Source organism: Daejeonella sp. AP26, assembly GCF_056680515.1.
This window is the reverse complement of the sequence record NZ_CM155286.1, coordinates 2,482,047-2,498,665: the sequence shown is the minus strand read 5'-3', so window position 1 is coordinate 2,498,665 and position 16,619 is coordinate 2,482,047. Positions and strand designations below refer to the sequence as shown.

Annotated in this window: 9 protein-coding genes and 1 tRNA gene; 8 read left to right on the top strand and 2 right to left on the bottom strand. The window is 42.7% G+C overall.

Translation table 11 applies throughout. From position 1 onward, the window contains the following. Positions 1-35 precede the first annotated feature (35 nt). The 6 genes from hscB to AC1MCB_RS10655 all read left to right on the top strand — a co-directional run bounded on the left by hscB (position 36) and on the right by AC1MCB_RS10655 (position 8,901). On the top strand, positions 36-572 hold the full coding sequence (gene hscB / locus AC1MCB_RS10680) for a Fe-S protein assembly co-chaperone HscB (protein ID WP_479964708.1): 537 nt from the start codon (positions 36-38) through the stop codon (positions 570-572). 9 nt (positions 573-581) lie between these two features. Then, positions 582-661 (top strand) — tRNA-Leu (locus tag AC1MCB_RS10675). A gap of 441 nt (positions 662-1,102) precedes the next feature. Beyond that, positions 1,103-1,408, top strand: coding sequence for a DUF6660 family protein (locus tag AC1MCB_RS10670; RefSeq protein WP_479964707.1), 306 nt, complete (start codon positions 1,103-1,105; stop codon positions 1,406-1,408). Positions 1,409-1,470: 62 nt separating this feature from the next. After that, the gene (locus tag AC1MCB_RS10665) at positions 1,471-5,793 is read left to right on the top strand and encodes a CusA/CzcA family heavy metal efflux RND transporter (RefSeq protein ID WP_479964706.1); all 4,323 of its coding nucleotides are present in this window, start codon (positions 1,471-1,473) and stop codon (positions 5,791-5,793) included. A gap of 11 nt (positions 5,794-5,804) precedes the next feature. Continuing rightward, positions 5,805-7,061 carry an efflux RND transporter periplasmic adaptor subunit gene (locus tag AC1MCB_RS10660; protein ID WP_479964705.1) on the top strand — a complete coding sequence of 419 codons (1,257 nt, stop codon included), beginning with the start codon at positions 5,805-5,807 and terminating at the stop codon, positions 7,059-7,061. Between the two features lie 568 nt (positions 7,062-7,629). After that, the gene (locus tag AC1MCB_RS10655; RefSeq protein ID WP_479964704.1) at positions 7,630-8,901 is read left to right on the top strand and encodes an NRAMP family divalent metal transporter; all 1,272 of its coding nucleotides are present in this window, start codon (positions 7,630-7,632) and stop codon (positions 8,899-8,901) included. 299 nt (positions 8,902-9,200) lie between these two features. Here the strand turns inward: AC1MCB_RS10655 and AC1MCB_RS10650 are convergent, their stop codons facing one another. Further along, positions 9,201-10,127: an NAD(P)/FAD-dependent oxidoreductase gene (locus AC1MCB_RS10650; protein ID WP_479964703.1), complete on the bottom strand. Its 927-nt coding sequence runs from the start codon at positions 10,125-10,127 to the stop codon at positions 9,201-9,203. A gap of 322 nt (positions 10,128-10,449) precedes the next feature. Between AC1MCB_RS10650 and AC1MCB_RS10645 the strand changes: the two genes are divergently transcribed. Then, positions 10,450-12,795, top strand: a complete 2,346-nt coding sequence (locus AC1MCB_RS10645) for a hypothetical protein (protein WP_479964702.1) — start codon at positions 10,450-10,452, stop codon at positions 12,793-12,795. A 734-nt stretch (positions 12,796-13,529) separates the two neighbouring features. After that, positions 13,530-15,374, top strand: coding sequence for a glycoside hydrolase family 2 protein (locus tag AC1MCB_RS10640; RefSeq protein WP_479964701.1), 1,845 nt, complete (start codon positions 13,530-13,532; stop codon positions 15,372-15,374). A 736-nt stretch (positions 15,375-16,110) separates the two neighbouring features. Here the strand turns inward: AC1MCB_RS10640 and AC1MCB_RS10635 are convergent. Continuing rightward, complete coding sequence (locus AC1MCB_RS10635) at positions 16,111-16,527, bottom strand: VOC family protein (RefSeq protein WP_479964700.1); 417 nt, start codon at positions 16,525-16,527, stop codon at positions 16,111-16,113. Between the last annotated feature and the right edge of the window lie 92 nt (positions 16,528-16,619).

Genomic DNA, 16,619 nt, shown 5'->3' with positions numbered 1-16,619 from the left:
ATTTAGGGTTGAGACCCCAGACTAGTGAAATCTCAATGATCAACTATTTTGATTTATATGACTTGCCCGTAAAATTTCACCCGGATAATGCCCTGGTGAAAAAGAAATTCTACGAGCTGAGCAAGAAGTATCACCCGGACTTCCATGCAAGCGAGTCTGAAGAGAAGCAGCAGGAGATCCTGGAGCTCTCTACGCTCAATAATAAAGCTTACCAGGTATTATCCAACCCGCTCAAGAGGATCGAGTACGTGCTGGCCTTAAATTACATGATGACGGAAGGGGAGAAGTACAAGCTTCCCCAAGACTTCCTGATGGATATGATGGATGTGAATGAGGAGATCATGGAACAGGAAGTTCATCCGAATGCAGCAGCATTGCTCACCGTCCAGGGCCAGGTTGATGCCATAGAAAGGAAACTTTTTGATGAGTTGAAGCAGTATACCGACGCATATGATAATGAGCCGGAACAGCAGCACGACGACACTTTATTGAAAATCAAGGACATCTGGTACCGGCAGAAATATTTGTTGCGAATAAGGGAGAGTTTATCTAAGTTTGCATCCCGTATATGATCAAACTATGCCCAGCTGGCGGAACTGGTAGACGCGTCGGTCTCAAACACCGATAGGAAACTGTGCCGGTTCGATTCCGGCGCTGGGTACGTACCGGGCTCAAGCCTAAAATCCGAGAGGGTTGCTCATAAAAAAGCAACCCTTTCTCTTTGATTTTCGGTACGTTATCATAGAACGTTGGGCCGATAAAAGCGGTTCTACACATACCTTCATCCCATACCAGATTATTTTTGAACACCCCCTAATCAAAGTATGTTTCTGAATTATGTTGCCTTTTTCATAAAATCTGATGAAGATTGGAAAGTTCAGGAAGTAAACGTCCAATTATATCGTCATTGGTCTCAATTTTTGATTTCTTCTAACTATTTAAAGCGAACTCCAACAGGACTTTCTCTTCCTTAAATTTTCAAATAATTCATCTATATCCTGCACCTGTAATCTGTAAATCGCCTGCAACCGAAAAGAAACCTCTAGTTGTAGATTTCAGTAGCGTACTATTTATTAAAACTTTATCTCCTATCTTTGCCCCAATGAAAATCCTCTGCATCGTCCTTTCTGTCTATATCATGCTGATTTCGGGCGTGGCATGTAAGGACGGATTTGTGTTCGAGAAAATAAAAACACAGATTGTGCTCACCCAGGACACTGATCACGCGAAGACTCCGGCAGACCTTTGTTCACCTTTTTGCACCTGTACCTGCTGTGTAAGTATTTCGCAGCCTGTTGTTGCAAGAAGTACACCAATGCTTTTCTCTGTACGAGATTTAGATTTCCCTTACCAAAACATGGGGAGTTATACGGATCTGCATCCTCCTTTCCAGCCTCCCCGGGTTTAAATCGCCTGCCTTTTTCCTGATGCTTTGATGCATCCATTCTTTTTTCTTTAACCCAATTTTTTATGCTGGATAAAATAATTCTTTATTCTATCCGGAACAAAGCGGTGGTTGGCATTGGCGTGTTACTTCTTATTATCTGGGGAGTATATTCTGCGCTGAAGCTACCTATCGATGCCGTTCCGGATATTACCAATAACCAGGTACAAGTGATCACCACGGCCCCAACGCTGGCAAGCCAGGAGGTCGAACAGTTTATAACCTACCCAATAGAACAAAGCCTGGCCAATCTACCCGACCTGGTCGAGATACGCTCGATCTCCCGATTTGGCCTGTCTGTAATTACCGTTGTTTTTGAAGAGAACGTTGACATATATTTTGCCAGGCAATTAATTAATGAGCGGCTTAAAGAAGCCGAAGAACAAATTCCGGAAGGAATGGGTGAACCGGAACTGGGGCCTGTCAGCTCCGGATTAGGGGAGATCTATCAGTACATGATCCACCCTAAAAAGGGCAGTGAAAGTAAGTATACATCCATGGATCTTCGCACTATGCAGGATTGGATAGTAGCCCGCCAGTTGTATGGTACACCGGGGATCGCCGAAGTCAACTCGTTCGGAGGCCAGCTGAAGCAGTATGAAGTTGCGGTAAACCCTGCTCGCTTAAAATCCCTGAATGTCAGTGTGGCCGAGATTTATGAGGCCCTTGAAAAAAACAACCAGAATACCGGAGGGGCTTATATTGATAAAAAGCCGAATGCTTATTTTATCAGAGGAATAGGTCTGATCACCTCGCTTGAAGAGATTGGCAAAATTTCGGTAAAGAGTGTAAATGGTATTCCGGTCATGATCAGTGACGTTGCCAACGTTGGTTATGGTCACGCAGTTCGCTACGGCGCTATGACCCATAACGGCAACGATGAAGTTGTGGGCGGTATTGTGATGATGCTAAAAGGCGCTAATAGTGCGGAGGTGGTGAAAAGTGTTAAGGAAAAAATGGAGACGATTAAAAAAAGTCTGCCTGAGGATGTCGAAATAAAGCCTTTTCTTGATCGAACCAGCCTGGTTAACCGTGCCATGTCAACCGTGGAGAGAAACTTGATTGAAGGTGCGCTGATCGTGATCCTGGTCCTGGTTCTATTTTTAGGTAATCTTCGTGCGGGTTTAATTGTGGCGTCTGCTATACCGTTGTCCATGTTGTTTGCGCTGGGCCTGATGAACGTATTTGGGGTTTCGGCTAACCTGATGAGCCTTGGTGCTATCGATTTTGGATTAATTGTCGATGGAGCGGTCATCATTGTCGAGGCCACTATGCATCATTTGGTTCTGAGAACGGGTTTGAAACAACTCACACAAAAGGAAATGGACCATGAAGTGTATCTATCCGCTTCAAAAATGCGGAAGAGCGCTGCTTTCGGCGAAATCATTATCCTGATCGTCTATATTCCGATATTAACTTTAGTTGGCATTGAGGGAAAAATGTTCCGTCCAATGGCTCAAACGGTTGGATTCGCCATTTTGGGAGCATTGATCTTGTCAGTGACCTTTATTCCCATGATGTCAGCGCTTTTTCTTCCCAAGCAGTTTTCGCAGAAAAAGAATTTTTCTGACAAGATGATGGATTTCTTCCAGAAACTTTACACCCCGGTTCTTAGAGGAGCCTTGAAAATTAAATACCTGGTTGTGACCGGTTCGGTCGTGCTGCTAGCTATTACCGTGTTTGTCTTCTCCCGCATGGGTTCAGAGTTTATTCCCCAATTGCAGGAGGGAGACTATGCCTTTCACTGCATCCTGCCCCAGGGCTCGTCACTCTCGCAAAGCATTGAAACCTCAATGAAGGCTTCAAAAATCATCCGGTCATTTCCGGAAGTTTTAGAGGTGGTTGGAAAAACCGGTGCGGCTGAAATACCCACGGATGCGATGCCGCCAGAGGCTACGGATCTCATAATTGTGTTGAAAGACAGAAGGGAATGGACCACCACCCAGGATTACAACAAACTGGCTGAAATGATTGAGACTAAGCTGCAGGTTATTCCAGGAGTCTTTTTTGAAATCAATCAACCCATTCAGATGCGTTTTAATGAATTGATGACTGGGGTAAGGCAGGATGTAGCTGTAAAAATCTTTGGTGAAAACATTGATACTCTTGCTGTCCTGGCTCCGCAGGTTGCCGGCATTATTCGGACAGTGGAAGGAGCTACAGAACCTCAAATTGAGCGCACAACAGGCTTGCCCCAGATTACGATTGAATATGACCGAAGTAAAATCGCCAGCTACGGTTTGAATATCCAAGATTTGAATAAAACCGTAAGTACAGCCTTTGCAGGAGGTGTCGCAGGTTCGGTATTTGAGAATGAACGAAAGTTTGACCTTGTCGTCCGACTGGATAGCGCCCATCGCGGTTCTATTGAGGATGTAGCCAATTTGTTCATTCCAACTTCAGACGGGAATCAAATTCCGCTAAGCCAGGTTTCTACGGTTACCTTTAAAGAAGGGCCGGCACAGATCAGCCGGGAAGACGCAAAACGAAGGATTGTGGTTGGGTTTAATGTGCAGGACAGGGATGTCAAGTCAGTTGTTGAAGAAATTCAGGAAAAGCTTGCCGATTCTAATATTTTGCCTACGGGCTATTATTTTACTTATGGAGGCACTTTTGAGAACCTGGAAAAAGCCAATGCGCGATTAATGATTGCCGTCCCTGTGGCTCTGTTGCTAATTTTTGCCCTTCTATATTTCACATTCGGATCAGTTAAGGAAGCAATGCTGATATTTACGGCCATCCCAATGTCTGCTATCGGCGGTGTGTTTGCTTTGTTAATGCGGGGTATGCCGTTCAGTATTTCTGCCGGAGTAGGTTTTATTGCGTTATTCGGAGTGGCGGTGTTGAATGGAATTGTTCTGATCGGGACGTTTAACCAGCTCGAAAAGGATGGTGTGCAGAACGTGCTTCAAAGGGTTATCAAAGGAACGCAAATACGACTTCGACCCGTGCTGATGACCGCTACTGTTGCTTCGCTCGGATTTTTACCGATGGCTTTATCAGGAGGTGCCGGTGCCGAGGTTCAAAAACCGTTGGCAACGGTGGTTATCGGAGGATTGATCACAGCAACACTCCTCACTTTAATCTTATTACCTATTCTATATATCATCTTCATGAAAAACAAGATGCGACCAAATTCCACTGCCACTGCAGCACTAACGGTCATAGCCTTACTTTTTGCTGTTCAAACATCTACCGCACAGACAGGAACCACACGTGCAACCTTTGATGCAGTTTATGATACAGCCCTGGTGAATAATCTTCAAATTAAGGCGGCTGATTTACAGCTCCGGCGCAACCAGATCTTGGGCCGTACCTGGTTTGATCTCCCCAAGACCGGGATATTCGTGGAGAACGAAGATTATAATCCCCTGGATCCGGAAGGTTTGCTCAAGATCGGTGTATCACAGAGTATGGAGTGGCCCGGACTTTATAAAGCCCGGAAGAATCTCTTGCAGGAACGGGTGAAATCGGTGGAAATAGCAAAACAGTTGAAAGCATTGGAAATCAAGCGCAATGTGCAAAGCAGTTACTATACTTTGTGGTACCTGCAAAACAGGATTCAGCTCTGGCAGCGAATGGATAGTATCTATCAGTCGCTGACAAAGGCAACGGTGCTGAGGGTGAAAGCCGGCGAAAGCGCCGGACTTGACAGTATATCTGCTGTTGCAAAATCGAGGGAGATAAGCGCACAGCTGCTTGGGCTCCGGAGAGACATGCAAGCCCAGCAGGCAATTCTCAAGAGGCTAACGAACACTGGAGGCACCTTTCTTCCCGAACTAAAGCCGCTCGGCAAAGTGGAGACAGATATCAGTACCCGCGCCGTCGGCGATCATCCGTCTGTTCTGATGCAAAAGCAGAATGAAAACATTGCGGGTGCAGAACTGAGCGTTCAGAGACAGAATAATAAACCAAGTTTTGATGGGCGGTTCTTTACCCAACGCCTATACGGGGCCAGCAATCCTTATTCGGGTTTTTCAGTTTCAATCGGGATACCTCTTTTTGGAAGAAGCGCTTACAGAAACAATATAAAGGCTGCAGAATTAGAAAAAGAATATCAATCGTCGATCGTGAATTACGAAATAGCAACCCTTCAGGGAAGTTTCGATCAATCTTTCCAGGAATTAAAAAAAGAGGAAGAGTTGCTGCTTTTTTATGAAACTGTGGGCCTTGAGCAGGCCGAAGCGATCATTAAGGCTGCCAATCTTTCTTACCAGGGTGGAGAGATCAGCTTTGCCGAACTCAGCCAGTTCTTAAACCAGTCGTTAGACTTACAGAGAAGCCGTTTGGAAGTTCTAAACCAGTATAACCAGGTCGCCATACAATTAAATTATTTCTTAAACAGGTAAACATACAAACGATGAAACGAATTTTCATGTTATTCACTGTAGCAGCTTTATTCACAGCCTGCGGGGGTAACAATACACCAGGCAGCGCGGAAGAAACCCCTGCCGAAGCACACAAGGAAGAGGGGCATGAGGAAGCTGAAAGTAATATTGTCTCTCTAACCCCGGAACAAATAAAACAGGCCGGGATTACGCAGGGACCTATAGAAATGAAGAACCTGCGGACTTCTATTAAAGCCAACGGTATTTTATCTGTTCCTAACCAAAACAAAGCTTTAATCACATCCCTGAGCAGCGGCGTTCTGAAAAGCCTGAGTATACAGCCGGGCAGTTATGTCAAAAAGGGGCAAATAGTCGCATCAATTAGCAATCCGGATGTCGCAACCATGCAGCAGGAACTTCAGGCTGTATTTGCACAGATCAGTTTATCGGAGCTTGAATTAGAGAGACAAAAAGACCTGGTGGCAGGGAATGCCGCACCATTAAAAAATGTTCAACGGGTACAAACCGAACTGACCACGTTAAGAGCATCACGAAACGCTTTGCAGAAGCAATTACTTGCAACAGGCATTTCTCCTGAAAGCGTCAGAAGAGGTAACATCAGTACAACCATTCATCTAAGAGCACCCATCAGTGGTACCATCAGTATAGTTACCGGGCAGATTGGTTCACCCATAGATCAAAGTACACCAGTGGCAGAAATTGTAAATAATGCGGAATTACATCTGGATCTGTTTGTATATGAGAAGGATTTACCGAAGCTCGAAAAGAATCAAACGATTCATTTTACCTTAACCAATGATCCCGGTAAAGAATACGACGCGAAAATATTTTCTATAGGAACCGCATTTGCAAACGAGTCGAAGACCATTCCAATTCACTCTGTGGTGTTGGGAAAGCATGCGGGATTAATAGAAGGGATGAATATAACCGCTCTAATCAGCGTTGGCGAAAAAACAGCAGCAGCAGTTCCTACGGAAGCCATCGTAAGTGAGCAGGGTAAGGATTATATTTTCGTTCAAGCCAAGGCTCCGGCTAACCATCATGAAGAAGCCGCAAACCAGGAAGAAGAACCACACAATGATGAAGAAGCGCATTCAAATGAACCGTTAGTATATTTTGAAAAGATACTTGTGGTGAAAGGATCGTCTGACGTAGGATATACAGAAATAACACTGATGAAAAGTATACCTGCAAATGCGCCTGTTATCACTAAGGGAGCATTCTTTGTACTGGCTAAAATGTCCGGCGGTGGCGGACATGGGCATTAATTACATTGCAATTCTGATTGTCGGGATTGCGAAAGAACCGGTAAAATTTGCAATAGTAAAAATCAATTTCTTCGAACTGAAAATTTCGCCTGCCTGCGTTTCTATCTGAAAACCTCTTTCCGCTTTCGCTCCTGCTGAAGCACGTCCTTGGAGAAACTTTACCGGTTAACTGAAGAGGGTTTAATACACAAGGTGCTGAATATTGATGGGGTCATGAAATATGCAGCGTATGCAAGTCAGTCACCTGCCTGGTCAATATCGAACCTTCATTTAAGCTTCCTGCAGCTTATAAGGTTGTAGAGATGAATTTTACCTTGTCTGGATTTTGTCCAAAGTGCGTGAACAGACCACCGGTCATTAAATCAGGCCGTTTAACTTCTATATTTTTAAAAAGTATATTTAGGTAATTTACATCAGGCATGCATCTGCCTTTTTTCTTGGGCTATTTAAAAAAGACGCACAAGAATAAGTCATGAAACCGAAATTAAATATTAATCGTGATCTGACGAAAGAGCTTTCATACTAATCCTGGTTTTGTTTCTACCATTTCTGTAACAGCGATTTAAGAATGATCAGGAAGAAAAGTTTTTTTCGTAAAATCAGTTGGTTCTGGAAGCGGCTTGGACCCGGTTTAGCTACAGGTGCAAGCGACGACGATCCGTCAGGCATTGCAACCTACTCGCAGGCAGGCGCAGCTTACGGGCTTTTAACGCTTTGGACATCTATTGTAGCCTTTCCGCTGATGGCTCAAATTCAGCAGATGTGTGCCAGGATCGGTTTAGTTACTTCCCATGGCCTAACCGGGACAATTAAAAAACATTATCCAAAACCGATATTGTATTTAATGTTGTTGTTTAGCTTCCCTGCTATTATAATGAATATCGGCGCCGATATTGCGGGAATGGGTGCTGTAGGAAATTTATTGTTCCCATCCATTGAGGCAACCTATTTCAGTGTTGTTTTTACTATTCTGCTCTTGGGTTTAATCATTTATTTACCTTATCAAAAAATTGCTGCCGTGCTTAAAAATTTGTGCGTGGTTATGCTCGTTTATTTTATTGTTCCGTTTTTATATAAACAAGATTTTGCGGAAATTCTTAAAGCCACATTCATTCCAACTATTCAATTTGACAAAGGGTTTATAGCCATTCTGGTTGGCATTTTGGGCACCACCATTTCACCTTACCTCTTCTTTTGGCAGGCGTCCGTAGAAGTTGAGGAAATGCAGCATAAGAAAAAGCATCTGATTGTAGGCAAAAAAATTATTCATGTGATGAATCAGGATGTTGATTTTGGAATGGCGGTCTCCGGACTGGTTATGTATTTTATTATTCTTACAACGGGCACAGTTTTGTTTAAGGGAGGCATTCATCAAATTGACACGGTTGAACAAGCCGCTATGGCTCTGAAACCATTAGCTGGGAATCTGGCATATCTTCTTTTTGCAATTGGTGTTATTGGTACCGGCTTTATTGCCATTCCGGTTTTAAGTGGCTCTATTTCTTATATCATTACTGAAACCTTTGGCTGGGAAGAAGGTCTTGATAAAAAGTTTCATGAAGCAAAGGCATTTTATGTCATCATCGCAATTTCACTTATACTGGGTCTATCCTTGAATTATATCGGCGTTTCCCCAATAAAAGCACTAATCTATACTGCTATTCTATATGGATTAACCGCTCCGGTTCTGATTGCCATTATTCTTCACATTTCCAACAACAAAAAAATAATGGGAACAAATATAAACGGAAGAACTGCAAATATTCTTGGATTTGCTGCTTTAATAATTATGACTGCGGCCGCTTCCGTTTTAATTTTTTTTCAATTAACTGGAAAATAAGCCACCTTCCCGGCATAAAAAAGCCTGCCCTTCATAGTATTCTAAATAGCAATATCTGTCATTGCAATAGTAGCGTTGCCTAATGGCATTGCTTTTCATCCCGTTTGAGCCAGATCACTTCTCCCAAAGCCTTTAAATCATTCCGCCTTCACGTTGTGCAATCCTCAATTGTCAGTAAATCTAATCTTAAAATTCTCTTCGCTGTGTGATGGATAATTTATTCAGCCGCCAGTAGACAAGCTGGCCGGAACTTCTGAACTACGTGAGTTAGGCGATAGCGGTTAGCACATGCCGACTCCCTAAAATTCCTCCTGGCAAAGCTGACTGTTAACCGCTGCTCCTGCGAGGTTGCCTGCGGCTACTGCGTTTGCTACAGAACGCATCGGATTGGTATTATCTCCGCAGACAAAAACTCCGGGTACGGTTGATTGCTGCATGGCATCCGTTTTAAAAAAGCCCTGGTCTGCCAATTCGCAGCCTAAACTTTCCGGAATGTCCGAATGCTGCACAAAAGGTACCCGGGCATAAAGAGCTTGCAATGAAGCCGACGAACCGTCTTTAAAAATCAGCTCACTGATCTGGCCACTGCTGTGTTCAATTCGCTCAATTTCTTTTTCGATCACTTGTATATCGTGTTTATCCAGTTGCTTCAGTTGGTCTTCCAAAAAATTTGCTTTTCCGTTGGTGTAAATACTCAGTCGCCGGGTCAAATTCCTGACCAGCTGCGCCAGGTGCATTGCGAAATCTCCATCAGTGAGAATGCCTGTGATTTCATTTCTTATCTCATATCCATGGCAGTACGGACAGTGCACGACAGAAATACCCCAGCACTCAGCAAATCCGTTGATGTCTGGCATGAGGTCTTTTATTCCCGTAGCAAAAATTACTTTCTTCGAATTGAAAGTTTCGCCCGCCTGCGTTTCTATCTGAAAACCTGATTCTGTTTTCGCTCCTCTTACAGCACGGCCCTTCAGAAATTCCACCGTTTCGTACTTCTCTAACTGCTGCTTCGCGAGGGATGAGATCTCCGCCGGCGTTTTACCATCATGGGTGATGAAATTGTGTGAGTGGGGTGTTTGCCGGTTGCAAGGCAGGCCACTGTCGATGATCAGCACCTTACGGAGCGATCGCCCTAAGGCCATTGCAGCTGAAAGTCCGGCATAACTCCCCCCTATAATGAGGACGTCAAAGTCATATTTGTTAATAGAACGCTTAGCTTCATTCATGTATGATTGTGTTAATGCAACACCGGTGCAATAATATTTATTATCTAGCCAGAAGTGAAATTCAGAATTTGATAGCAAATTCCGTATAGCGTTGTAGCAAGCCGACTAAAAAGCGCTACTAAAACCTGTGTGATAAGGAAATGATTTACAAGGGTGCCGCTTCTTAGTTGTCTGTCTTATCTTTCCCAAAACTGTGGAGAAGTTAAGTATTATTGAAAAATGAAAAGCAGAGAAAATAACGTTTTCTACAGATCATTTGGTAAAAAGCCGGAATTGTCAATAAATTGTGATCTTCTCCATCGGAATCGTTAATACTCAGCACATGAAAAAAACACTCGCAATTGTATTTATTTTATTTATTCATTTTCTAACCGTTTCAGCGCAGCAAATAAGTCTTAAGACAGCGGATTTGAATCTGGCTATTTCCTCTAAAGGACAGATAACAGCATTATTAGATCCAGTTTCGAATAAAAATTTTTTGGCAGCAGGTGAAAAAGCGCCTTTGTTGCAAATTCGCATAGGCGACAATTGGTATGAACCCACACAGGCGACTCTCAAATCAGGAATTATTTCTCTCGTTTATCAGCCTGCAAAAATTACTGCCCAGGTAAAAGTGATTCAAAAGAAGACTCATCTTACTTTCGAACTGATTAAGATTGATGAGAAGAGTAAAGTCAATGCTGTTATCTGGGGATCTTATCCAACGATTATTAACAAAACGATTGGTGAAGTTGTGGGGGTAGTACGTGATGGTGAATATGCCATCGGAATTCAAGCTTTAAATCCCAAAACGGTTGGTGGTGTTTTAGATAATTCGGATGGATCTGTTGAATCCCGCGGTTCTACAGCTATTCCTCAGTCTTATGGAAGCAGTTTGCAGGCTTTTAGTTTAGATCGTTCAAAAGACAGAAAACTAACAGTTTGGGGGCGCCCGGACATGCCTGTAGCGGCAATTCCAAACGAAACAACACTTGGATCGAAAATCGCTCTTTTTGGTTGTACCGAGCCACAAGTTCTATCTCGTATCGGGGCAATCGAAGTGGCAGAAGGACTTCCTCATGCACTTATTAACGGTGTATGGTTTAAACAGTCTCCGGAAACCGGAAGAGCATATCTGATCTCTGATTTTAATGAAAAAACGATTGATGAAATGCTGGATTATACGCAGCAGGCAGGGATGGCTTCGCTTTACCATGAAGGTCCTTTTCAATCATGGGGGCATTTTATATTGGATTCAGTTGCTTTTCCGAATGGGATTGCTGGAATGAAAGCATCTGTGGATAAAGCCAGCAAAAAGGGGATCCGGATAGGAGTGCATACATTGAGTACATTCATCAACACCAATGACCCCTATGTAACTCCAATTCCAGACAAGCGACTTGCGATGACAGGCTCATCTTTTTTGGCTGAGAATATAAGTGCAACAGCAAGTGAAATACCGGTAGTTTCTGATCAATACTTTAAAAGTATCAGCTCAAGTACTTTGCATGCGGTGAAAATTGGAGATGAAATTATCCGTTTTAGGGAAGTTTCGGCACAAGCTCCTTATAAATTATTAGACTGTCAGCGTGGAATGTATGGAACTAAAGCTTCAGACCATCCCAAAGGCGAAATGGCGGGAATGTTATTCGATTACCCTTACAATACTCTTTTCCCAAATTTTGAATTGCAGCAGGAAATAGCAGGAAATCTTGGCCGTTTCTTTAACGAAACGGGTGTTTCTCACATGGATTTCGACGGACATGAAGGCTGTCTGTCGGCGGGTGAGGGCGATTACGGAATGCAAATTTTTGCGGATAAAGTAATTAAGGATACAAAACATACGCTGGTAAACGGGACGAGCCGATCCTATCACTACTATTGGCATTTGTGTCATTACTGGAACTGGGGGGAGCCTTGGTACGGTGGATTCCGGGAGTCTCAGGGCGATTATCGTCTGGAGAACCAGCCTTTTTTAGAAAGAAACTATATGCCTAATATGTTGGGTTGGTTTTTACTTTCACCGACCACTACAGCTGAAGATATTGAATGGATGATGGCACGGGCAGCCGGTTATAATGCCGGGTTTGCCCTGGTGGCACGATACAAAAGCCTTCAACAAAATCCGAATACAACCCAGTTACTAGCTTTAGTTAAGTTATGGCAGGAAGCCTACAGGTCGAAAATCTTCTCTTCAGACCAATTAGTACGGTTGAAAAATCCGGAAAACGATTTTCATCTCGAAAAGAATAGCCAGGGTTGGAAATTGTATCCATCTAAGAAATACAAGTATGAGCACGAAAAAAAAGTGCTTCAACCTGGTCAGCCGACTTTCTCAGAATGGGAGTTCGTGAATAGAGATGCTGAGCAGCCGCTTCAATTTACCCTGACTTTTATGGGTAAGGAAGGAAGCATAAAAAATCCATGGGTTGAAATCGACGGGTATTTTAAGCTGGAATTGCCGGGTGACTATGAAGCCGGAAATTCGATTGTTTGTGATGGAACTGGCATTAAAATGTACAACAGCAAAGGCGGTTTTGTGAAGGATATTGTCTTAAAACAAACGATCCCCGCTCTTAAAACCGGAAAACACACTATAAAATTCGATTGCCAGTTTCCCGAAGAAAAGGAGTTGACCAACCGATTCATTATTAAAACAATGAGCAGTCCCGAAAATATTTCCAAATAATAGATTTCGATTAATCCGTATACAGCGTGAATGGTTATTCTTAGATATAAGGTAAGCTGCAAGGAGTGATTGCCTCAGCAGACAAAGCGATAGTTAATCGGCGGATTAATGGTAGGTCCATACTTTGGATATGGGGATCCACTCCGGAGAAGATCATTGGAAAAGTTTAGACAAAAAGGCGAGCCACGTAGTGGGTTTCACCGCTTTTTGAATCAGGCCGTTAGGTTAATTTACCATGATAGAACGATGCTGATGTCAATTGAGTTCTGGTAAAGACTCCATCTAATGCAGGAAGCTCCTCTGGAGCGGACAATCCGTTTGTCGACTTTTACAAACAGGTTGCTCTTCCGGAGCATTATTGGGGGATCGAAGATCCGTAATTATTGGCGCCGGATTGCAATCTCACCAGGCGGGGGTGAGGTGGATAAAATAGCATCTCTCCTGCATCCTCGTTGCAAACGAGGACGATACGAGTTATAAGTTCTGCCACCGCGGTCTAACAGTGGTTTCTAACATTATCACTAATCAAATCAAATAAAAAAAACTAAACATTATTTGAAAAGTTGAAATAAACAAGTACATATGATCTTGACATGAGCTTTTTTAATACTTAAGAGTCGTGTCGCCTTCTTTTACTTGCCCGGGTGAAAAGAATTCGTAGACCACGACTATGGATATACCTTTAAATGACTGAACCATCGACCTATTAATCTGTTTTTCGCCTGTTGTCTTAAATGAACAAGAAAAAAACTTTCCGAAATTATAGCTCCTCAAAAATCAAGGAAAATGGTCTTAGTGATATTGTCTATAATAATCCGCTACCGCGAGCTGTAGTCCGACCCAACACTTATGTGCTTTTAGATGGAGATTGGCAAATATCTTTTGATCCTCATGATAAAGGATTATCTGAAAAATGGTATTTGGAGCATCAGTTTGAGCAGACAGCAAACTGGCCCGGCAGCGTGGAAGACTTCATGAGCAAAAAACATCAACCTGAAGCCTGGAATGACAAAGTTGTAATATGGTACCAAAAGGAATTTTTATTACCCGACCATAAAAAGTATAGCAGATCTCCAACGGTAATGCTGCAAGTTACTTTTGGAGCATGCGGCTATGAAACGCAGGTTTGGTTAAACGGAGTTCCTGTCTCCACAGTTGAGGGTGAAAAAATACACTATGGCGAATACACGTCATTTAGTTATGAACTTAATGAAAGACTCCTGAAATCTGTTAACCTGCTTACTGTACGTATTGCCGATACAAAGGATGCGGATATCCCAAGAGGTAAACAAGAATCACTTGTTTATAAGCGAGGCGGAATTTGGTATCAGACCTTTACAGGTCCTGTCCGAAGTATATGGTTGGAAACAGTCGAACGTAATCGTTTACGATCCCGGACTAGTGTAGTTAATGTGATTGAGGACAATATTGTGCGCTTAGATCTAACAACCCATATTCATGATCCTGGCTATTACACAGTTAAGTTAAAAATATATGATAAAAATCCCAAAAAAGGCGATCCTATTGCGGTAGATGAATATCCGTTGGTATTGCAGGCAGGTGAGAAAAAACAACGACTGGTGATAGAGCTCCCCGAGAAAAAACATTGGTCGCCAGAAAACCCGCATTTATACAGGCTGGAAGCAACACTAACAGATGCAAAAGGATATTCTGCAGAGATAGTAACCCTTTTTGGTTTAAGAAAAATTGAATCAAGGGGAGGAACTATTTATTTAAACCACAGCCCCATTTACCTGGATGGTATTTTGTATCAGCCCGGTAATTCAACCTACGAAGCGGTAAAACGCCATATGTATTCCATCAAGAAGTTGGGGTGTAACCTTGTACGGATACATATTGCCGGCATAGACCCACGTATTTACAACCTGGCAGATAAATTGGGAATACTCTTATGGGTGGAGGTGCCCAGTCCCCATAGATCAAGCGCGAAAAGCAGGTCTAATCATAAAGACGAATTGTTTAGGATGCTTGCTTTGATTGGCACTCATCCGTCGATCATTATTTGGAGCTTATATAATGAAAGCTGGGGCGCACAGGATATTGAAACTAATAAGGAAACCCGGCAATACATCATTGACATGTACAACTTTATGAAAATAAATTACCCGCAGTTTCTTATAGTGGACAACGATGGCTGGCAGCACGTATCATTTGAGGGGCGATTGAAATCAGATCTGCTCACTGCACATATTTATACACCCAAATTAATTAATTGGCGGAAAAGACTGGATTATTTAGTTAAGGGCAGGCTAACAGGTATAGCTGCTCTTCCACTTGTAGTTGGCGATCCTTTCTTTTTTCGAAAGCAAGTACCATTAATTGTAAGCGAATGGGGTGGTTTTGGATTTGAGGATTATGGTGGTCCGAATGATCTAACGGCAAGAACAAAACAAATAAGCCTCTATAAAAAAGAGCTAAGAAAACGTTCTGTTGCAGGTGATGTATATACCCAGGCAACTAACATAGAGGACGAACGAAATGGCCTGATTGACGCAGGCACCGGAGAGTTGAAAGTTATAGAAGGATTGTTAAGCTCAAATAAGATTAAAGGAAAATAATAACTTCCATTGACTTTGAATTAAGTTATTTATGATATCCAAATCTAGAATCGGCATTTATCAACTCCTGTCCTTATTCTAATCGTTCAGGGTCATTTTAAACGTTCAAAGAAGTTAAAGCGTCAATAGGCCAACCAGCAAACGCACCCACTGGCCTGCCTTTGAGGCTGACCTCATGCGAAGTAATTTTTAGTCAGTTAGGTTAGGTAGGTCGGCTTTTACGTTTGATCAACTGCATACAGCGATATTCCTTCAAGCGGCAAGTCGTAGCAAAAGTGAGCGAGTTTTCAGAACTTTTCGTGGCAGGCTTTAATTAATATATCAATGGTCAAGACCGGTAAACTTTTAAGATCTACCCTGGGATTCTTATTATTGTTTATTGCTATTAACGCGTTTGGGAGCGGGTACTGTGGAATGATGGGTGCTAAGTGCCCTGTTTGAAATACAAAACTCACTGCTACATTCTAACAAAACTGTTAATAATAGCTTACAAACTAAACTTTGCAGAGCCAAACCATCTGATGAGATTCTTTAAGGCTCAAACAAGTCAGACGACTACGGAATTCATTAACAGCATGACTAAGATTGCTTAGTTATGAGAAACAAAATTTAGCGTCAGTTTGCAAATTCCGACAAGCAGGTTAGGGCAATATAATTGCAGTTCTCGTTCATCCTGTTGCAAACGAGGACGATGGGTGTCAAAGGATTTTACGAGCTATCAGTCAGCTAGCAAGCACTAGTTTTCATTAAGAAGCATCCATGAGGTTCCAAACTTATCACGGAGCATAGCAAAGCGATTTGCAAAGAAAGTCTTTTCAATTTTCATAAAGATTTCGCCATCATCCGAAAGTAGCTTATATATCTCTTCTGCTTTTTCGGGTGAATCAAGTCTGAGAGTAAGATAAGCACTCCGCATAGGTTCGGCATTTGGAATATCAGCGCCGCGGACTAGTGTACCGCCAATCTCGATTATTGCGTGAAGAATTGGTTTATTCCATTCCTCAGGGAAATTGGGAGGCGCCTGTTGGTGAGGTGCCATCATATTTATTTTCCCGCCAAGGTGCTGCTCATAGAACCTGAACGCTTCTTCGCAATTACCCGGATAGTTGATATAAATGTCAAGTTTCATTGACTGATCCGTATGCATGTCCATGTTTCAAGATAGCTTTTTTGATTAATGCTTTGGCTATCTTTCGCTGTTATTTGTTCGCTTAGAAATAGATCGGTCGCTTTGTCTAATAATTG